Origin of the sequence: Paenibacillus sinensis (assembly GCF_019904155.1) — a bacterium.
In the GTDB taxonomy this organism is placed as follows: domain Bacteria; phylum Bacillota; class Bacilli; order Paenibacillales; family Paenibacillaceae; genus Paenibacillus_AQ; species Paenibacillus_AQ sinensis.
Genome location: NZ_JAHCMB010000042.1, coordinates 1 through 21,830 on the forward strand (window position 1 = coordinate 1; position 21,830 = coordinate 21,830).

At 52.7% G+C, this 21,830-nt stretch carries 11 protein-coding genes, 1 pseudogene and 1 riboswitch; of the genes and pseudogenes, 1 reads left to right on the forward strand and 11 read right to left on the reverse strand.

Features of this window, described 5'->3' with window-relative positions; translation table 11 throughout:
• Positions 1-222 precede the first annotated feature (222 nt).
• The 11 genes and pseudogenes from KIH86_RS04040 to KIH86_RS04090 all read right to left on the reverse strand — a co-directional run bounded on the left by KIH86_RS04040 (position 223) and on the right by KIH86_RS04090 (position 19,252).
• Positions 223-1,268 (reverse strand): annotated as a pseudogene (locus KIH86_RS04040) (transposase).
• Between the two features lie 617 nt (positions 1,269-1,885).
• Positions 1,886-2,542: a DUF6287 domain-containing protein gene (locus KIH86_RS04045; protein WP_223080763.1), complete on the reverse strand. Its 657-nt coding sequence runs from the start codon at positions 2,540-2,542 to the stop codon at positions 1,886-1,888.
• A gap of 53 nt (positions 2,543-2,595) precedes the next feature.
• Positions 2,596-9,378, reverse strand: a complete 6,783-nt coding sequence (locus tag KIH86_RS04050) for a DUF6531 domain-containing protein (RefSeq protein WP_223080764.1) — start codon at positions 9,376-9,378, stop codon at positions 2,596-2,598.
• A gap of 25 nt (positions 9,379-9,403) precedes the next feature.
• A complete protein-coding gene (locus tag KIH86_RS04055) occupies positions 9,404-11,455 on the reverse strand; it encodes an S-layer homology domain-containing protein (RefSeq protein ID WP_223080765.1) in 2,052 nt (683 codons plus the stop codon).
• A 46-nt stretch (positions 11,456-11,501) separates the two neighbouring features.
• Positions 11,502-11,595: riboswitch (cyclic di-GMP riboswitch) on the reverse strand.
• 548 nt (positions 11,596-12,143) lie between these two features.
• The gene (locus KIH86_RS04060) at positions 12,144-12,659 is read right to left on the reverse strand and encodes a hypothetical protein (RefSeq protein WP_223080766.1); all 516 of its coding nucleotides are present in this window, start codon (positions 12,657-12,659) and stop codon (positions 12,144-12,146) included.
• A gap of 120 nt (positions 12,660-12,779) precedes the next feature.
• Entirely contained in the window at positions 12,780-13,232 is a 453-nt protein-coding gene (locus KIH86_RS04065; protein WP_223080767.1) for a DUF1569 domain-containing protein, read from the reverse strand.
• Positions 13,233-13,265: 33 nt separating this feature from the next.
• Positions 13,266-14,657 (reverse strand): aldehyde dehydrogenase, encoded by a 1,392-nt coding sequence (locus KIH86_RS04070; protein WP_223080768.1) that lies wholly within the window; start codon positions 14,655-14,657, stop codon positions 13,266-13,268.
• A gap of 22 nt (positions 14,658-14,679) precedes the next feature.
• Positions 14,680-14,982 (reverse strand): ArsR/SmtB family transcription factor, encoded by a 303-nt coding sequence (locus KIH86_RS04075; RefSeq protein ID WP_223080769.1) that lies wholly within the window; start codon positions 14,980-14,982, stop codon positions 14,680-14,682.
• A 126-nt stretch (positions 14,983-15,108) separates the two neighbouring features.
• A complete protein-coding gene (gene lspA / locus KIH86_RS04080) occupies positions 15,109-15,567 on the reverse strand; it encodes a signal peptidase II (protein WP_223080770.1) in 459 nt (152 codons plus the stop codon).
• Between the two features lie 108 nt (positions 15,568-15,675).
• Entirely contained in the window at positions 15,676-16,473 is a 798-nt protein-coding gene (locus KIH86_RS04085; RefSeq protein WP_223080771.1) for an alpha/beta fold hydrolase, read from the reverse strand.
• A gap of 238 nt (positions 16,474-16,711) precedes the next feature.
• Positions 16,712-19,252 (reverse strand): S-layer homology domain-containing protein, encoded by a 2,541-nt coding sequence (locus KIH86_RS04090; RefSeq protein ID WP_223080816.1) that lies wholly within the window; start codon positions 19,250-19,252, stop codon positions 16,712-16,714.
• A 260-nt stretch (positions 19,253-19,512) separates the two neighbouring features.
• Here KIH86_RS04090 and KIH86_RS04095 point away from each other — a divergent pair, with 260 nt between their 5' ends.
• On the forward strand, positions 19,513-21,828 hold the full coding sequence (locus tag KIH86_RS04095) for an AraC family transcriptional regulator (protein WP_223080772.1): 2,316 nt from the start codon (positions 19,513-19,515) through the stop codon (positions 21,826-21,828).
• Positions 21,829-21,830: the final 2 nt, after the last annotated feature.

Below are 21,830 nucleotides of genomic sequence, written 5' to 3' on the forward strand. Positions count from 1 at the left end.
CCTGAATCATATTTCTGTCCTGCAGGATACTTATTGAATGTATGCGCCTTTAAATCCACTACAACACATTGAATTGTTTTTATCTTTTTGTTTTTTTATCTGAGCATTTTGCATAATTGAATTTTCCAAACAAAATCATGATAAGGTCGCAGCGAAACTTTCATTTTTCGTTAGTTTAGCTGTAAGAGGACAGACGTGCAGAATTTCGGTAAAACCAAAATTTCAAGCGGTCTTTTGGACACGTTGCTTCGCGATGGCAAGTGCAGAGGCAAGTAACACAATCGCATTCAAATATTGGTGAGTCGTCACTTTTTGAATCCCCCGGACATGGAGTTGGTCAGCGGTTAAATAAGTCTTCATTCGAGAGTTGCAGCGCTCTACACTGGTTCGCTTCTTGTAAAGTTTCTGCCATCCACTGCTTTCTCGGTGCGGCAGAGCATATCGGCGAAGGTCTTGCTGAGTGTTGATTTTGATCACCATCCCATAGTTCGAGGCCGAACAAGCAGCCATTCTAAGCGGGCAGTCCACTTTTCCTGTGGCATGTGGACAGCGAAACTTCAAACGTTCCTTTTCCTGGCCCCAATATAGGTCGTGGGAAAGCCCATTGAACAGCAAGGCGTGCCTTTACCTGTCATACCTGCTGGCGGTTCTTTTTCGTTTCGCGGATTCATCGGGATAATGGCTTGGGCCTCAACGCTCCGCGCGGTTACGTAGTTTTCCAATTGGTCATACCCTGCGTCCAGCATGAAAAATCGAGGGCTGAATCGGTTCACGACGCGCTTCATGAGTGCAGGACCTTCATCTCCATCGTTGACATGCGCGGGCGTCACGTGAAGAGCGATTGGAAGCTCGCTCTTCGCATCGACGGCCAAGTGTAACTTGTATCCAAACCACTTGACCTTGTTGCCAAACGTGTCGAGTTTGACTCCCCAGTTGGCATTACCCGTGAGCTCGCTTTTTCGCTTGGGTTCTTTTTTCTCATAGGCAGGGATGTCCAGCCGAAGTCCACAATGGTAACGGAAACGAAGGTCAAACTCCAGTCTGCACGCCAGGCCGGTGAACGTATCGATGTTCTCTAAGGGGGCAGCGAGTAAGGCACGAAGAATGCCTTGGCGACAGTGTCCGTCCGCTCCCCGAGGTGAAGGATTTTTCAATTGTTTCGCATACGATCTCAGGTCCAATGCACGGAAAAAGAGGGGCAGTCGTTCTTTCGGTTCGATTATTTGAAGCTCCTCAAAGGAAAACAGACATTCTTGGAGAATATACATAGTGACTTCACTCCCTTGGGTTTTCTCGTTTGGTCACTTGAAAACTTCTCCAAGCTGGGGTGAAGTCCTTTCTTATGCTCAAAATCGCTTTGTGTGGCAAGGGTTTAGTTTAATGCAATATGCTCAAATATTAAGGTTTAGGGCAAAGTGTAACAGCATAGTGCCAAAACACTTCAAAAACTTTCATTAGAATTCGACCAACGACCAGTCATTGATCCAGGGTTCCTATTATTCACTCTTAGTCACTTTAATAAATTCAATGTGGGTTTATATATCCTTGAATCGCGAGAGGAATCTGTGCCAATCTGGAACATTCTAGCACCGCATGAGACTACCGCGTTCAATTCTTCATGGTAGAGTCTGAAAATGAAACAAGCTGACGGCCGATTGAATGCCGACGTCAGCTTGCTTCGTTGTTTAGTCACAGCCACATGGAGTTGTTACACTCGCATGTGGCAGAGAGGCTCTGTATAAGTACTGTCAAACCGTTACATGGGTTAAGTCTGTTATCAGTGGAACCAATAGATCAAAAAATTTTGTGCTATCAAGCGCGAACTCAGGTGTCAAGCACTAATCTTGACAACTCCTAGGAACTCATTCGGGCAGCTGAATATATATCAATCAATTTGTGCAAAAATTATTTCGACTTGCATTCCGCTGTACCAAATGTCAATGAGATTTTTAGTGTTGTCAATCTTCACGCCATTATTGGGTTGGATTTCATTTGCTATCCCTTTTGGGTAAAATGTAACAGCCCAGTTGATGGCGGTATTGGAATCAGCGAAGTCAGCGTTGAGAGAACCCCCATTATTTGTAAACGAAAGAAGATGAGAACCCGCATCGTCTGTAATCGTATTTCCCTGCATGACCATCGCTGAGTCATTGTAGACGATTTTGTCAGTTGACACAGAGAGGGTATGAGGAGCAGCGCCAGATGTCCCCGCATGCCATTGCGCTCCAGTCCCATCAAATGGGTTATCTGCATAAGCCACTTCTTTCCAAGTTCCGAGCAAGCTCGAATAATCCCCGGCTTGGATTTGTGTGAAGTTCATCTCTTTATTTTGGGTGTCTTGCGTTGAACTGGGCACGGCCAATGGCGCTGATGTAATATTCGCTGTGTCGCTATCCTTTGGCATTGTCGAATTGTCTTGACTCGCCTGGCTAGAAGGCGTTTGTGCTAGGTTAGCCTTTGTCTCGCTGGCACATCCGGTTTGAAGAACGCATACCGTGATGAACGCAACAAGAATCAGCTTATAATCATGTAAAGATTTCATTTTTTCAACTCCTATCGAGAAATAATCATATGTGATTTCTGGCCAGTCGCACTTTACAGCTTACCACCCATGGCTTTAATAGAATTCATAATTCCTTGCATCGGGGCACCATAATTCTGGACTTTGTTATACTTCTTTAGCAACCCGTTAGGATAATAGACTTCCCAAGTGGTTGCTGCCGTTGCTGGTATATACGCCCTACCTATTGAGCCGCTGGGCATTTTGGCAAAACTAGCATTCCCGCTTTTCTTAACACTCTGGGGTACAAAGTCTACAGGATTACCCATGTCTATCCAAGCTGGTTTGCTGTTCATATTTTTTGATGCTGAAGCTAGATAATGCGCATCTCCACTCGCTGCATTTACTGCTGTGTCACCACCGTGGCTTGAATAGTAACTTTTCCTATAATGATTAATAAAACCTCCGGCACCGCCACCTTCGTTCACAGTATAAGCAAAAAAGAAGACAGGTGAAACACCAGCTGCCTTGATTGCTACTGTAACATCACCAATATTGGTGGAATTGAGACCGTATCTTTTAATCACAGGCTTGGCACTTTTTTGCTTTAAGAACCATGCCGCAGCAGTGCTATTGGATACACCCCAGTTCGAGGTAATAGGCTCTCTACAAAACTTTTCCACTTCTGATACAGAATAATGTCCAGTCGGGTCTTCGTTATTCACCGGATTATTCTGCACATAAGTATAAAGATTCAAACTCAGCGGATCATTCACTTCCCCCTCATACGTATCCTCACTAATAAACCGCCCGACACTGGAGTCAAAATCACGCGCCTGCGCGTGGGAGTAGCCGCTGTAGTAATCATACCCCAGGCTGGTGTAGCCGAACAGATTGTCCGGGCCGGACCAGTTCAGGTCGAATTTCTCGGGATTCTCAGCCACGCCGAATTCATCGTAGCGGTACCGCGCCGACACGCTGCCGTCCTGGCCTTCCAGGCCTATGACGCTTCCCAGCGCATCGCTCAGATAGTAGAGCGTCTTCGTTGTGCCGTCTGCATTCGCTCCGCTGGCGCCTTCTGTCGGCTCCCAGTCATTGCTCACGTCTCCGCTGACCCGGTAGGTCATGCTGATCCGCTCTTCACCTGCGCCGTACACATAGGACTGCTTCCAGCTCTGGCCGGTATCTCCTGTGGCCATCAGGGGCTGCGGGTTGCTCAGGGTGATGTCATTGGTAAAGTAAATGTCCAGTTGACGCTTCTTGTACTGCGACTCCCAGCCATCCCGCGTTCCGGCCGGGTTGCTGGACGGATACGCATTCGGGATCGTATCGTCTCCTACGGTGGTCCGCATGCTCACTCGATTGCCGTCTCCATCATATTGATAGGTGGTCACATCGCCGTACGTGTTGGTGTTCTGGATCAGGCGGTTCGACGCGCTCCACTCGTTGCTCTCCAGCACCTGCGGGCCTGCCGCCAGCGCCGCGAGTCTCGCTTCCGGAGTAAGCGTGGCATCCGCTCCGTACACATCCTCAGTTGCACCGGTCAACAAATTCTCATCCGGCAGACTGAAGGCCAGCGGATCTGTAGTATCCGTACCGGATTCATCTCCATAGACCGTTCCCGGCATGGTTGTCTTCAGCGCACTTGCACCGGCTGTGAACGAACGCAGCGCCGCTTCGCTGTCAATGCCGGTGACTTTCAGCAGATTGCCGCGAAGGTCATACGTGTAGTCCTTGTAGTCGCTGCCTTTTTCAAAATGGACCAGCTTGTTCGCCGCATCATAGGTATACTGCTCCGAGGCGGTGATGCCTCCATCCGTCACCTCTTTGCCCAGGCGGTTGCCGGCGGAGTCATAGGAGTAGGTGGTCTTCGAACCGTTCTGCTTCTGCACCTGAGTCAGCTGGTTCAGCGCATCATAGGCATAATCCGAGATGTCCACAGGGCGCTGCGTTCCGGATGGGTTGTCTTCATCGCTGCCGTATTCCTGGCGTTCGGTGCGTGTCTTGTTCCCTGCCGGATCGTAGACGTAAGTCAGCTGCTCCAGCAGGCTGCCGCCCGGCGACTGATGCTTCAGCTCCAGCAGTTGGCCGACTCCGTCATACGTATAGCTGCTCAGCCCTCCATTCGGCAGCTGCTTCTCGATCAGACGGCCGTTGGCATCATAGCGATAGTTGGTCGTCTGGTTCTGCGTGTCCGTCACCTGCGTGATCCGGTCCATTGCGTCATACGAATAGCTGACGGTCGTGTTGTCCGGGTAGATGACCCGGCTGCGCTGTCCCGTTACGGTCCATTCATACCGCACATTGTTGCCGCGCGGATCAATGACCGATGTAGGCCGATTCAAGGCGTCATACGTATACCGCGTCTCGCCAGTACTGTCTGTCATCTTGACACGGCGTCCCGCCAGATCGTATTCATACTTGACGGTGCTTCCGTCCCCGTACTTCGTCTGCTTCAGTTGGTTAGCCGCATCATAGGCGTAATCGGTTGTGTTGTTATCCGGCTCAACGACCTGCAGCAGATTGCCGTTCTCGTCATAGGACATATGGGTCTTCTCAAGCAGCGGATTCACCGACTCGATGACCCGGTTCGAGGCATCGTACTTGTAAGAGGTCACTGCTCCCAGTGCGTTAGTCTTGTCTAGCAAATTGCCGGAGGCATCATAGGAGTAGTGGGTGGAGCTGCCTGCCGCATCATCCACACCCGTCAACCGGCCCAGCACATCGTAGTTGAAGGAAGTCTCGTGATGGTTCGGGTCTGTGACTTTTTTCAAATTCCCCTTGGCGTCATAGACATATGAGGTTTCATATCCCAGGGCGTTGCGCACCAGTGTGTTGCGTCCCAATGCATCATATTCGTAAAAAGTCTTCTGTCCCGCTGCATCCGTGGATTCCGTCATCAGCCCGCGCGCATTGCGGGTAACGGTGGTCTCTTCATTCAGCGGATTGATCGTTCCGATCTCCAGTCCACGGCTGTCGTACTTCGTCTTCCAGACGGAATGGTTGGCATCTTCGGTTGCGATCTGATTGCCGTTCTTGTCATATTCATACGTGGTCACTGCGCCAAGCGCATCGGTCACCGAGACCATTTGGCCGAGCGCATTATAGTCGTACCAGGTGCTGTTGCCAAGCGCATCGGTCTCTTTGATCTTGTTGCCCGCCGCATCGTAGCGGTATCGTGTCTTCGCGCCGAGCGAGTCGGTCACGCTGAGCAGCTCATTGCGCTTGCTATAGGTATAGGTGGTCACATTGCCTTCGCTGTCTGTCTGGGTGAGCATGTTGCCGTTAGAGTCGTAGGTGTAGGAAGTCTTCTGTCCGTCCGGATCGGTAACTTCCTTGAGCTGTCCCACATTGTCGTATTTGTACGAGGTTATTCCTCCGGATTCATCCCGGGCTTCGGTAATGTTGCCAAGCGCGTCATAAGTGCTGCCGGTGCTGTTATTCAGCGCATCCTCTGTGCCGGTCAGGCGGTAGACCTGATAGGAATGGACGGTCTTCACTCCGGCTTCATCCGTCTGCTCCTGCAGATTGCCATTGGCATCATAGACGGAGCTTCGGGTCTGGCCCAAAGCATCGGTGACGGCCACGGCGCGGTCCTTCGCGTCATATTGGATTTGCTGAAGCTCGCCTTCACCGTCGGCAACCTTCACCGTCCGGTGCAGCGAATCGCGGTCAATGACCGTCGTGTAGCCGCTCGGGTCCTTGATCTCGCGGGCGAAGCCTGCCGCATCATTGGTGTATGCCGTGACATGGCCTTCGGCATCGGTTACGGAGACCGGAACTCCTTTATTGTCTCTTGCAATGGTTACTGTGTTGCCCAAGGCATCCGTGCTGCCGGCCAGATTGCCGGCGGCGTCGTATTCATAGGAGGTGCGATTGCCCCGTTCATCCACCTCTACGACCGGACGGTTCAGCGTATTATAGCGGGCAAGCGTGGAATACCCGTTCCCATCGGTGCTCTGGATCAGATTACCCCGCTCGTCATATGCCTGCTTGCTCTTGTTGCCATTGCCGTCTGTAACGCCGATGATGCGGTCACTGTTGTCATAGCTGTATTTGACGGTTGAGCCGTTGGCAGCCAGGCGCTGCGCGACCTGGAAGTTATTGTTCCACACATAGGTGGTGCTCTGATTGAGCGCGTTCGTCCATACCGTCTTGTTCGATGTGGTTGTTATGGAAGAAGCCAGCCCTGCGGAGCGGGCCAATCCGGCGTTCCCGGAAACCGTGCCGTTCTCTGAATAGATGAGAATGGTCTTACCGGACCCGACGCCTGTATGAACGACCGGCGTCTGATTCGGCGTCATGTCTCCGCCAATGGCGAACAATCCGCCCGTCTGCACATTCAGGTTATTATTGACGCTGACATTATCCCGAACGAACAAGTCGCCTCCGGTTATGGTCAGATTGGCGGTCTGATTGTTGGAGACAATGCCGCCAACGGCCATTTCCTGTGCAATGTTCATCTCAACCCGGGTGTTGATATTCAGGTCTCCGGCGAGCAGAACCCGCTTCGCGTCAATGGTCAGACTTCCGCTGTTGTACGTCAGAGTGCCGCTCTGCAGCGTATCCCCGACGGTTACGGAAGAATCATTATTCAGATGGATGGCTCCGCCGGACCACAGATTGCCGTAAGATCCTCCGACCTTCTGTACATCGAGCGCCAGCTTGGTATTGGCGTTCAGCCCGTTCTTCAGGATGAGATTACCGTACACGCGCACGGTAATGTCGCGGTTGGTGTTCATTCCGTCAACAATCAGAACTACCGGCTTGCTTGGCGAACCGAATGTAACGCTGTCTTCAACATTCAGTTGGCCCGCTCTGACGACGACAGGCGATGACCCGCTGGATGATATCGCGTTCTGTATGGCGGCAATGTCGCCGCCGACCGATACTGCGGAAGCGGCGTAGAGATTTTGCTTCCCTTCAATCTCGGAGATGCTGCTTGAGAGATAATCGCCAATGACCGGCTGCAGCCCCGCCACCTGCCGGTAAGCCGGCGCGTGAGCCAGGTTGTGCATCGTGCCGGACAGAATCACTTCCTCCGAATCCGGCAGGTCCCGTCCCCGGTCCGGGTAAATCCCCGTCCCGACGTCTTCGTCCTCTTCTCCCCGGACAACAGGGGCCACACGGCCCTCATAGCTGGAGGAACTCTCCGCGCCGTAGAAGTCGGTTATTCCGGTAACGCGCTGCTTCGCATCATAGGTTACGCTCATGGTCGCCGTTCCCTTGGCATCCGTCACGCTAAGCAGATGATGGCTGTCATCATAAGTAAGTCCGGTCTCGGCGCCGTCCACATCCTTGATCGATGTCATGTCTCCCGCCGAATCGTAATGAAAAGTCATGCTGCGGTCTGCGGAATCTCGGACAGATGTCAGCTTGCCCGCGCCGTCATAGCTCAAGCTCAGGGAAGCGCCCGTCGTCTGGACCGTTTCCAGCTTGGTTCCCTGGTAAGCAAGCGAGATCTGGTTCCCGTTCAGATCCGTAATGGATTGCAGATAGCCCGCCGCGTTGAACTGGTATTTGTCTCCCTGCGGGTTCGTCAAGGTATAGGCTCCGGATGACGGAGCGGTTAATGTCCAGTCCGTGCCGCGCGGAGTCAGATAACGCCCGCCGGACAGGGGCACATATTCATAGCGGGAGCCGTCCGGGCTCATAATTTCTACCTTCCCGTCATTGATCGGGGTCAGCTTCCATTCATAGCTATGATGCCAGCCAAGCCCATTCACGCCCGTATAGGGATCGCGGCTCAAATAGTTCAACCCGAACTGAAGCGGCATCAGCGCCTGTAGAGTGATCGAATCGCTGGAGTAGACAAAATCGCCCCGCGCCGGATCAACCGGCGCCTGGCCGGATGGATTGACGATCCTCAGCCGGTCCTGAAGGGCCGCTTCCGTAAATTGCAGCAGGTCGGCGCTTGCGATACTCCCGCTTGTCTGCGGATTCGTTAGCAAGAGGGAAGTCAGGCCACTGACCGTTCCCGAGGATGCTGCGGACTGATTCAATACAGCAAGCTCCTCGGCCTTCTCCTGTGCCAGGCTGGCCGAATCCAGCTTGTAATAATAGGCCGCGAGCGCCTCCCAGGTTACGGGAAAGGCAGGCAGCGGAATCCGAAGCAACGTGAGCGGCTCGGAATATCCCGAGAAACGGCTGTCCTTCTTGATTCTCGCCGTGATCTGCGCAATCTGACCCGCCGTAATGCTGAGCTGCTTCGTCCACTGGCCTTCACTGTTGGCCGTGATACCGGAATACAGGCTCTCTTCGCCTGTGGATGGATAATAGACTTCAACTTCCAAGGTCTCTCCCGGCTTGGCGGTTCCTGAGACGATTGACTGTCCCGAAGCTGCAGGCTTGATCTGAAGCGCCTTGGGAGGAGTCAATTCATCGCTGCCGACAATTTCGAAGCTGGCAATTTGGCCGTAATAGACTCCGACACCGTTATAATCGACCGGGGAGATACATACGTTGTATCGTCCTTCCTCCAGCGGCACACCATTGATTTTGCCATCCCATTCATATTCATGAACGAGATAGTCGTCTCCCGATTTCGTCTGGTAGACCCCGCTTGTAATGAGCGGTCCGAGCAGAGGGGCCGATCCATCTCTCTGTGGAGTACAGAGATTGATCTTCACCTCATGCTCGGTCTGTCCGTCATCCGCTGCATTGAAGCTGAAAATAATCTTGGCCGTCTCCCCGGCCTCTGGATTAATCTCACTCGGTTCAATCCGCATATTGGTAGCGGCATAAGTCGGGGATACGAACAGATTCGCTCCCGGAAAAACAGGAATATACGAAACGAGCAGCATAACCGCCAGCATAAGGCAAATATTCGCTTTCAGGCCGCCGCGGCGCCGTCTCCTTGTCAACGCTCGAAGATTCATTTATAGTTCTCCTTCCATGAATGGATTACAGCAGTTTCAGTTGTGCCAACAGCTTGTAGATCAGAACTGCGGCTTCGGCCCGCGTCGAGGATTGAGCGGGATGCAGCATCTGATTCGTGCCTTGTACCAGCTTCAGCTCTACCGCTCCGGCTACCGATTCGCGCGCCCAGGAGCTAATGCTGCCGCTGTCCTTGAAGGCCGCGAGCTCGGACTCAATCTCCTTCGCGTCCGAAGTGACCTTCACTGAACCGGAAGAGGCTGTGATGGCCCGCATCAGCATGGCCATCATCTGCTCACGCGTCAGCGGATCATCGCCCCGGAACAATCCGGCGTCACCGGTAACGATTCCTGCGGCGGCTGCCGCTTCCACCCAGCCATAGGACCAGTTCGCGGACGAGACATCGCGGAATGTCGGAGTATCCGGCTGGAGCGGCTTCAATTGAAGCGCCGCTGCCAGCAGCTTGGTGAACTGGGCGCGGGTGAGCGTGCCCTTAGGCGCATAGCTGACCCCGTTCATGCCGTTCACAATACCTCTGGCCGCCAGTACTTCGACCTCCTGCCGCGCCCAATGGTTCACCATATCCGGGAACTCGACATCGCGCAGCATGACCGCATACAATCCGGAAGCCGTAATCTTGGCCCGGACATAATCTTCTTCCGCCGCTGTTACACCGCCAATGTATGTCCACACCCCTGCTGTGGAGTCATACTGATAAATCCCGAGCTTCTCCCGGCTCGATGTCCATGGCTCTTCCTTCGGATAACGGATCGCGAGCAGCGCCGGCAGCTGGAATGGAGCGCCCGCCTGAACCTGCCAGATCGAGCCGGCCTTCTGCAGCTTCCTGCCGTCCTGATCCACCAGCTTCTGCGACTCTAGCTCCGCTTGCGCCAGACTCACAGCCGTATTATCCGGGAAGGTTCCTGCCGAAATCTCCAGCCGTGCCCAGCCGTCCGCTGCGGTCAGCGTTCCGCCTGCGGTTCCGATCGTCTGGCTATCCTTGGCCCCGGTTACAACCGGCGCGCTTCCTCCGGCACTCGAACCGGTTCCCGAATTCGTACCGGACCCCGAACCCGAATCTGTACCAGTCCCTTCCAGCGCAATTGCTTCGATAGAGTTATCGCTCGTGCTGTAGAGCAGCTTGTTTCCGCTGATGCCGATCAGCTTCGATCCCGCAGGCAGCGCGGGCAGCGTCGTGACTTGATAGGTTGAGAGATTCACCTGCTTCAAGACAGAGGCGCCGCCGGATTCGTCCTGAAATACCGCCTGTCCGTCTCCGATCGACATGAACGCATACTGCGCTCCGACCGCCTTCATCTCGGTGAGATCGACAGGCTCGGCCGTCAGATCCTTGATGGACAGAAGCACGAATTTGCTCTGCGATGACCCGTTTTTTTGCTTAAGAAGAACATGGCTGCCGTTAAAAACGAACCAGTCCACATAGTTGGCGCCGCCCAGACTAATTAAAGGACGTGTGACTCCACTGCTTAAATCGAGCAGGCTAAGCCCGCCGTCACGCGCATTTTTATACACAACCTTGCCGTCCGCCAGCTCTGGGAACCGGCCCTCGCCCAAATCCGCCTCAACACCCGAGGCCAGATCGTGATACATCATGCTGCCGTAATTGCTGCGTTCATACCAGACAACACCCACCCCGTCAGTCGTCGGGTTGCCGTACTGTCCGGGCTGCTTGTTGAGCTTGGTTCGGGTGCCCTTCTCCAGATTGAAGCTGTAAATATCCCAGTTCAAAGAGCTGTCCTGCTCGTTCCCTTTGTCAGCCCATACCACGACCGGGCCTCCCACAGACGGCGCATCCTTGGCCGATGAATTGGTCGTAAGCGTCAGGCTCGCCCCGCTGCTGCGATCCAGCGCATGCACCTGCTTCACTCCGGCGGAATCGGGCTCCATCCAGATGACCCGCTCTCCGGACACGCTGTAATCCGTCCTTCCCGGATCGGCTCCGGCGGCAACCGCCGTCCCCGTGATCGTTCCGCCCGCAGACACGCTGCCCAGCGCACATACTGCCGCCAGCAGCAGACGCCCGATCTGCGGGAATTTCATTTTCCTTCTGAAATGCATTCGTTTCTCCCCCCGCTGCTGTTTAATTGCACAAAAAAACAAGCCCTTGAGCGGCCCGGCTGTCCTAACATCCCGCATGGGATGAAGTAGACCCGTGGCTTTGCGTCTCCGACTTTCGTACGGATTTGCCTTGGTTCGGTACTTGGTTGTTGGTCCTTAATGCCTGTATTCAACTGTCGTATGTATAGGACTCCTATCCTTAATATCGGATAATAATCCTGTTTCATTAATAAATACTAGATATTCCCGGAACAGGGGTATTCCTCCGTTTGCATGCAGCGCTTACAAGTTGATCACGGATGCCTAGGGAAATGGACTCTGTAGACGCGCAGCCGTCATATGACCGGTTGAAGTGCTAGACAAGAAGCATCGGTTCGCTGAGCAAAACAAAGAAATCCCCAACAAAGAACGCCCTGCAAAACGAATACAATTTCTGTAAAGAAACTGGCACCGTTTCGGCACCGGGTTGGCTGTATACGGGAGAAGAGGCTATCTATACTGCCACGTATGAAAAGCGAGGAGCTGGACGCAGAGAAAATCATGCTGGCTTACCTAGCGTAGTTGGGCGAAAACGTGGAAGAAACAGAAGAAGAAATCATCTCATAAAAAAAGAGCCGATTTTAGGCGGCTCTTCAATCCATTATAAATCTGTTCGGATTAGAACTTTATTTCCTCAAAATTATTACTCTTACCAATCTGTCGAGCTAGAGCCGCTTCCTCCCCAGACTTCCCCGTTCACAGTGTATGATCCACCTCTCCATTGGAGAGTATAATCCCCGGCACGCATTCCCTGTGTAATCCCCTCATTGTAGCTAATCCATTCCAGGGAGCTACCGGCAGCAATAGTTTTATTGAAATATATCAAACCAGAAGAATTATGTGTAAGACTCACTGTCACGGGTCCAGTCCCATTGTTTTTCATAAATAGTTTAATATGCCCATATCCAGCCGGTACAACAAATGAGTTTGCAACTGTCGAACTTCCTGCTGCAATATAATGAAATGTACCAGTAACCACCTGAGGAGTCACCAAACCATCTTCTGTTAAAGAACTAGTTGTGCTTGATCCTACAGGGGAGCTTAAAGCAGTTGTTGAATCGGTAATTGTAGCCGATGGCTGTTCGGTCGCTGTTGCAGCCATCGCTGATGCGGATGTTGCTAAAACCAAAGTTGTTATTGCCAGTATTGCTAGTTTTTTCTTCATCCCTTTTCCCTCTTTCTATATATTTTGGAATTACTAGATATATTTATAACAATAAAAGGATAATTAAGTCAAGCATTTTTATATTTTGTAACATTATTCCAACACAACGAACCTCTGGACTTAACCAGCAAGCTGAACTTCGGAGAAATGATCCGCGATATGCATTGTAAAATAGCGGTCATACTCCTCCTTGCTCAGTTCCCCGAAAATTAAATGCGGAGCCAGCGGCCCCTTATACTCTTGAAAAGCATCAATAGCTTTTAGCAGCAAATCGATGCCTTCTCTGGTCGTACCCTGTCTTTCGATCTTCGCAGCGCCCGGAACATGGGCCGTCAGATCATGCTTCATAAACCCCTGCTTCAAAAACCGCTTGATCACCACGCGTCCGATTGTATTCCTCACCACTTTGGGCTTCATTTGCGGATAACCGGTCATGGAATATTCGATAGTCTGCGCGCAATGCGCCAGAATTTCATATACCGGCCATTGCTTGGTCTGAATGACGTCATATTCGTACATGTTCAGCAGCTCTTTTTTCACATCAAGCAATGAAGTAAATGCCACCTTGCTCATAAGCTGAATCCTCCTAACTGCCGCGGCGCGGCATTATCGCATTATTTTTCTAACCCACTTCACCTTGTCCCGATAGGGCGGAAATAAGAAAGAGATATCCATTCTGGTGCTCTTGGTCATCACACTCTTCGTATGGGAGAACTGGTCGAAGCTGAATTTCCCATGGTAGGCGCCGATCCCGGCGTGGCCGACTCCCCCGAAGGGCAGATGGTGATTGGCAACATGGCTGATCGTATCGTTCACACAGCCTCCGCCGAACGGTACGCGGGCAAGCACTTCCTCCTTGACATGGCGCTGTTCAGTGAACAGGTATAACGCGAGCGGCTTCGGGCGGCTGTTCACCGTCTCAATCGCTTCCTCCAGTTGGCTGTAGCCCATAATCGGCAGAATCGGTCCGAAAATTTCGTCCTGCATGGCGGCATCACTCCAGGAAGCCGTGTCTAGCAGCGTCGGCTCGATGTACAGCTCCTCCCTGAGATTCTTGCCGCCGAACAGCACATGATCCTGGTCACTGTCCAGAATGGAGGCCAGCCGGTCGAACTGGCGTTCATTGACGATCCGGCCATAATCCCCGCTCTGCCGCGCATCCGGTCCGTAAAAGCTTGTAAGAGCCGTCTTCATCTTCTCGATTAGCTCCGCCCGGATATCCTCATGCGCCAGTACATAATCCGGGGCTATGCATGTCTGGCCGGCGTTCATCATTTTTCCCCAAATTATCCTCTTGGCCGCAACCTCGATATTCGCAGTCTTGTCCACAATAGCAGGACTCTTCCCTCCAAGCTCAAGGGTGACGGGAACGAGGTTCCGCGCCGCGGCTTCCATGACGATCTTACCGACAGGCACGCTTCCTGTGAAAAAGATGTAATCGAACGGGGCGTTAATCAACGCCGAGGTTGTCTCCTTCTCTCCTTCGATCACCCGAATGTAAGTCTCATCAAAGGTTTCCCGGATCAGCTTCTTGACGGCGGCGGCAACCGCGGGCGTATTCTCGGAAGGCTTCAGGATCACGCTGTTCCCTGCCGCAATGGCGCCGATCAAAGGCTCAATCAGCAATTGGAACGGATAATTGAACGGCCCGATAATCAGAACAGTTCCATAGGGCTCCTTATACATGCGGCTTGTCGATGGCACATGATAGAACGGGGTTTTTACCTTTTGCGGTCTCACCCAGCGCTTCAAGTTGCTTCTCATGTACCTAATGCTGTCCAGCGTATAGCCAATCTCCGTCGAGTAGGCTTCGAATTCATTTTTATGCAGATCCTCATATAAAGCCGACAGCAGTTGCTGCTCATTCCGCCGGATCGCATCCGCCAGCTTCCCAAGCTGCTCCAGCCGGAAGTTCACATCCCGTGTATATCCGGTATTGAATTTCTTGCGATGCTCTTGCAGGATGAGATCGACCTGTTCAGATGTCCACTGCTCCATTCATCATTCTCCTTCCGTATTTCTATAGACAATCCCGCTCCAGCGCGGCCAATAGACGCCTTAACAAATCAACCGAATCCTGCATGGACAAAAAGTAATAGCGCAGCGTGCCCAATTGCTCGACACCCACGACTCCCGCATTTTTGAGCAGCTTCAAATGATGAGAAACCGCCGGCCGTGACAATGTCAGCCGCTCCGTTATTTCATTCACCGTCATCTTGCCGTTCTCGGAGAGCAGCAGCAGAATATCCTGACGATTCGGATCGCTTAATACTTGAAGAACCGGAAGGCTCTCACGAAAAATCTCCAATGCCTGCTTCCCCATATGGGCAATCACCTTCTCTTATATGATTAAATGTTTAAACATTTAAACCAATGACTTATGGACATCATACACCTTTCTTGACCGGCAATCAAGTCCAGGAAGAGAGAAGCACAGAAAGAGAGAAGCTCAGGAAGTGCAGCTCCTCGCTTTTTTCCTCTTCAGCGGACTTATAATCAAATGATGAATAAAGATGAACAGCACCCCTAAGGTAATAGCGTGATCCGCCAAATTGGAAATACCCCTGCCGAAATCCAGGAAATCCGTTACCCACCCGAACAAGATACGATCGATTGCATTACCGATGGCGCCGCCGACAAACAACGCCGTACCGCTCTTCAGCATCACACCTTCCAGCATGCCTTTACGCAGATAGTAAATGGCCCATATGACAACCAGGATAGCCGGGATAATGAAGAGTCTTCCGTATCCTTCAAAGCTGCTCCCCATGGCGCCCGAGTTGCGGAAATACGTCAGCTGAAACCCTTCCCACATCGGAATGGATTGTCCCACTTCCATATGGAACCGGACCCACAGCTTGGCAGCCTGGTCAAGCAAGACGACGACAATGACAATGATGTAGAACATTAGGCTCACCTCGGATGATTTTTTAAATTCAGTTCTATGCCCCTGCTTCGGCGAAGGCCGCGTAGTCCGCAAAAGGATGGAACACTCTCACTAATCTCCAGCATTCAGCTATTCCCGCAGCTCTTGCTGCAGCATTTTATAAAATATCTCCTTGGCCAGTTGTTCCTTCCATGGTGTGTGTCCGCAGTTCTGCAATTCCATGTATTTCAGGTTCCCGATAACCGCACGGAGCGGCTCTATAACCCCTTTCGCCGGATGCGGATCATAATCGCCGTGGATTACAGTTACCGGACATGAAATCCGCGGTGCAAACTTCAATAACTCACCGCTGCTTCTTAGCAAGGCGGCTTCGCTCCACACACTCTGATAGGCCGCTACATCGACCTGAACCTCTTCATTGGTATCCAGCAAAATAGGTGCATATGAGTCTGCCTGCGACAATAGCTTGCCATACTGCATCAGAACGTCATTTCGGGTTGGGCCTTCCTCAGCCAATTGCTGCTCAAGCGCCTCAACCTGTTTTTTCTCATAGTCGTTTAAGCGGGATAGCCGGGTCTTCATTATTTCGGCAGCATAGGAGGCTTCAAAGGGACCGCTGCTAACGAGGATGATTTTTCTGACAAGACGGGGATATTCTGCGGCAAAAATATAACTTAACCACGCTCCCCACGAGTATCCGACCAGCACGACCGGCTCAGTGCTATGATCCACGGTGCTATAATCCTCTATGTCGCTCTTAAGCTCCTCTATTAAGTCGGACAAGCTGCGCTTGCTTTGCAGCTGCTCGGCCACTCCCATCGAGCCGCCTAACCGCCGGGCAACGGGGGACATTTCACCCGGGGCGCCGGGACCGCCATGTACAAGGAAAACCTTATACGGCGGGGTTCCATACAATCTTGCAGACATGTATACGCTCCCTTTCCTTACAAATCAGAGCAAACAGCACTTAGGTATGGTTCAACCTATACGTTACACTAATTATCCCTTTTTTGAAATGGCAGGGGCCGCTGGGTCCGGGACCGGACCGGAACAAAAAGGCGAAAGAGCTCGCCGCTGACGGAGAACCTTTCGCCCTTATGCTCAACGCGAAAGGCTCGGCCCTGGAGCAGGCCCTCGCATTGATGTCCAATCTCTCAACCCACTCTTACAATCCCGCGATTAACTCCTTGATCTGGCTGTCGCTCTCCAACGCGCGGATAAGGAGTGTCACGGCCTCGGCGCGGGTCGCTTGATTCTTGGGCGCGAATGCAGAGGAAGATACCCCTTGAATCAGCTTGGCCGACGATGCCTGCTTGATCGCATCCGCAGCCCAGTATCCGCTGCCCACATCATTGAAGCCGGCCGATGTGCCTGTCGATAGCGCGCCAAGGTCCAGCACACGCGCGATGATCGTCACCATCTCGGCACGGGAGATTGCCGCATTCGGCTTGAAGCTGCCGTCGCCATAGCCGGACAGAACCCCCTTGTCCGCCAAAGCGCCTATATAACCGGCGGCCCAGCTCGATCGTGCATCCGGGAATTTAGCCGAACCGGTGCTTTCGGATAGGCCGAAGGCACGGGCGATCATGGCCGCAAATTCCGCTCTTGTGACAGGTGCATCCGGACGGAATGTGCCGTCCTTATAGCCGTCGACAATACGCAGCTTCACGGCTGTCGCAATCATGCTGCCGCCCCAATGACTGGCGGTATCGCTGAACGTTCCGTTCACGTTCTTCGTTGCGGCAATCGAATCGCTGACCGTCTTCAGAACCGCTTCACGGCTGACTACTTTCGATTGGAACGGATTCACTCCGGCTGCCGGATCTTGCTTACCCGGCTGTTCGGTTGGAGCCGTTGGAGCCGCAGGAGTCGTGCTGCCGCTAGCTGTTCCGCCCGTGGAAGAGCTCGAACCGCTTGAATTCGAATTTCCCGCATTCGAACCGCCTGAGTTCGAACCGCCGGTGCTTGTCGTGTCGGTGATGGACAGCACAATCTGATTGTTCTGATAGATTACCTGAGTGCTGTACTTGCTTGGCAGCCCGTCCACCTGGACCGAGGCGAAAGACCCGCTCAGCTGATTGGCGCCATAAGTCATAAGAGGAAGCAAGCCGGTGCCGGGCACATAGTTGTTGGCGAAATTCACATGCAGCTTCCCGTTCGGATTCACAGCGCCTTTAATTTCAAGCACGTCATTGGCGCCGGTAAGGTTAAGCTCCAGCGTTCCGCTCGGGGACTGTGTGAAGCTGCCGCCAATGGTCATTTTGCCGTATACATTTTCTACCACGGAGCCGCCGGTATTCACCACATCGCCGCTTCCGAAGGCCGTTGCCGAGTCGCCTTCGAGTGTGCCGCCATCCACCTCGGTGCCGCCGGAATACGTATTGCTGCCCTGAAGCTTCAGGGTGCCCGTGCCTTCTTTCGTCAGCTTGCCTGTGCCAGAGATGTCGTTCCGCCAGCGGTCCGATGCATTGAAGCCGCCCTTGTCGGCATCCATTGTCACCGTTACATCGCTGTTAAATGCGCCATATCCGTCCGCTGCCGCGAACAGATTCAGACGTCCCCATCCTTCCGGATCATCCAGCAGCGGGTAGCCGGACGGAATTTCGGTTGTAGCCAGAACTGCACGGCGCTGTTCGGCGCTCAAATACGGCAGCCGGGTTTCCAGCAGCACCTCAGCCCCTTTAGGGACAACCACAGGCTTGGCTGTCGAATAAATCTGCGGGAATCCATACGTCAGCCGCTGGAGATACTGCGTCTTATTCTTCTGATAATCACTGAACCGATCTTCCGCCGTACCGGTCTGCTTCAGCAGAACATCATGGGCCTGGTTATAAGCGTCCTGCTTAAGCTGGGCGTTATCCGGATCAGCCAGGGTTGCTGCGGCCAAGGCCGTTGCCATAACGCGTCCACCCATAACATCAAAAGGCGAATGCATCCCGGCAACGATCCGGTTATTTCCCATTTCCGAAGCCCGGGTCAGCAGCTCCTGGAAGCGTTCAGGCACTGCATAAGCCAGCGACAGCGCAGCGAGATACGAAGCGTTGGTATGTCCGCTCGGGAAGCCGCCGTCCGTCTCAGGCGTGGTGCTGATCGCAGGAACCAGGGTAGGCACAATGACAGAGGTATCCAGCCAGCGGAACGGACGCATATAGTTGTAATAATTTTTGGCCGGTGTAGTTGAAGCATAGTTGCCCCGGACTTTTCCGATCAGGTCCACCATTTTGCCCAGCTCGGAATTCGAATCGCCGCCTTTATTCTCGCCATTGCCATCGTTGTACTTGACTGTCGTGGCATCAGCCGGAATGCTGGTGATCGTCGTGTATGTTCCCGATTTGGAGCGGTACACCTCGGACAGGGAACCAAGGCCGTCAGCGGCGCCATAGGTCTGGTTTCTCCGGTCATCATAATAAGCCGCTGCGGCTTCTTCGGGAGTTCGGGTGGCTGCAATATTGGCTACATATTGAATGTTGGCATCCAGCACACTGCTGTTCAGCTTGGTGCCGTTATTCCAGGAGGTTCCCGGGGTCCAGAGCTCCAAGTATCCGGAGAGTATTCCGATGGTCGGATTGGAATAGACCGCCTTGTTCACGGAGATGTTGTTCTTGTAATTGTCTACGAAATGTCCCCATGCCGGAGCCGCCGGCAGTTCGATTTGAGATACGGCTGATGATGCCATCGCCGGATTCCCGGCAACCGCATTGGACATGAGCGCCACGCCCGCAGCAACAGATAACCACTTTCTAGTCGATTTCGTCTTCAATCGTGTCTGCTCCTATCGTTTGGTATTGGATTCGAATCGGACTCAATGTAGCATCCGGCCGCGCTGCGCTTCAATATGACAATTTCTCTATTCTATCAATTTAGGAGCATCTCGCCCCGATTTCGCAATTTAACATTCTCTTAACTCAATTAAGCAAAATTGTGCCATCTTGTCGTGTATAATCGCCGCGGGGAGGAGAATAAGTCTTGAAAAAATGGAACTCCGCATTTGCCAATCTGGCTATTTCTTACATATCCATTGTGCTTGTCCTTGTGCTCTTGCTCTGCTCGGTCTTCTATATTTATTTCTCCGGCCGCTACAAGGAGGAACTGCGCAATAAGAATCAGCTGATCCTGGAGAATACGGCCCGAACGATTGAAACGGCGGTGCTCCAGAGAGCCCAGCAAATCTATCTGGACATCTCGCTGAACACAACCGCAGATCTTCGTTTGTTTGCCGATACTTCCTTTCAGAAGAATCTGAGTAAGGTCATCGACCTCGAAGCACTGCTTAAATCGGAGGCGGCCAGCAACTCGGACACTGTACAAGCGGTGCATCTGTATGATCCCGAGCAGAATGTGATGCTCTCGTCGCTCTACGGGCTGAAATACGGCGCCAGTCACGGAGACGGAGCTGCCTTTCTTGCAGACTGGATGGACGGGATGCGCAGCAATAAGAGCAGCAGCCTGTGGACCCGGGCCCGGGTGGTCCCGGAGGACATCTTCTCCAGTCTGCCGGGCGGGGGCAGCAATGCCTTGTTCACTTACGCGCACACCTATCCATTTCAGTCCTCCGGCGACAACAGCGATCTGATCATTGCGGTTGATGTGAAGGTCAGCGCGATCAGCAAGATTATCCGGAACATGATGCCATCACAGTACGCCACCACCTTTATTTCCGATCCGTCGGGAAGGATGATCGTGGGTTCAGGTGAAGGATTGGACTCACAGGGCCATTACGACTCCAGCATCACCAAGGCGCTAACGTCTCAAGAAGAGGCCGGGAGCTTCAACGACAGTATTGAAGGCACCTCTTATGTGATTTCTTACCGGACCCTTCCATCCACCGGCTGGAAAATTTTTAGCGCTATGCCTGCCAGCTTCTTCTATGAACAATCGATCATGGTGCAGAAGCTCATCCTTGGGATCACCTTGTTCGCCCTTCTGTTAGGGCTTGTGCTGTCCGGGATTTTGGCCAAAATGAATTACAATCCGATCAAACGGCTGGCTGGAAAAATCAAAAATGCAACCGGTGAGCCAACTGGGCAGATCATAAATGAGTACAAGCTTATTGATACGGCCTTCATCCGGCTGAACGATAAAGTCAGCAGCCTGGAAGAGACGCTGCAGGCGAGCAGCCCGATGATCAAACGCAGTGCGTTGCTTAATCTTCTTCAGAACGGCTATAGCCGCGAGGAATGGGCGGAAGAGCTGCCCTTTCTGGGCATTTCCGGGACGTACAGTCATTATTGCTGCTTACTCGTAAATTCGCGTGAGGCGCTGACCGGGCTGAGCTCCGGAGATATGCAGACCGTCGTGTCCCGAATCGTGGAGCAATTGGGGGCGGTATGTCCGACGGGAAGCCGCATGATTGCCGAAGAGCTTCCGGATAAGCGGATTATCGGGATTCTGTGTGCGAGCGGAGAATCTGACGCTCTTATAGAAGAGATTTCCCGTTTTGTGCTGGCGGAGGGCAAGAAGCAGTTCGGACTGAAGCTTCAGCTGTCGCGGGGATCTTGGGTGCAGGAGATGACCGATATCCATACCAGCTATTTTGAGGCCCAGACCTTGATGAAATATGCCTATTTCCTGCCGGAGCATTCCGTTCTGCAGGACCTGAATCTCCTGGAGCGGGAGAACAGCCCTGATGAAATCCCTCAATCCATTTTGATCAAATTCAAGGAAAAGCTGCACGCACGCCAGCTGCAAGAGGTCATCGCAGCGGTCGAGCAGCTGGTCACAGTCATGCGGGAAGGAAGATACTCTGCCGACTACTGCCATTTTATCCTGGCGAATATCGTGTTCATCTACTCCGATTACTTGAAAAGCGTCCGCTACAAGCCCTCCGTTCATGGGCATTCGGATCTGTACAATCAGTATATTGAGATTCGCAATATCGTTTCATTCCGGGATTGGCTGGCGGATTCGGTAACCACATTCATTGCTCAGACGGAGAAACGGAACAGCGACAGAGCACTCTCCACGATCGAGTCGGCCAAGATGTATATCGAGAGCCATTTGTCTGAGGATCTCTCACTGGAGGCGGTGTCCGCCAAGGTGTTCATCAGCTCCAAGTATTTAAGCAGGCTCTTCAAGGAGGAGCTTGGGGTCACCTATACCGATTATGTCACCGGCCGGCGGATGGAACGGGCCAAGACGCTGATCGAGAGCAACAAGATGACGATCGAGCAAATTGCGGGTACGGTCGGCTACGGGACGGCGGCTTATTTTATTAAGAAATTCAAGGAAATGTACGGATGTACGCCGGGGAATTACCTCAGAAGCATGGCTAAGCAGTTGTAACC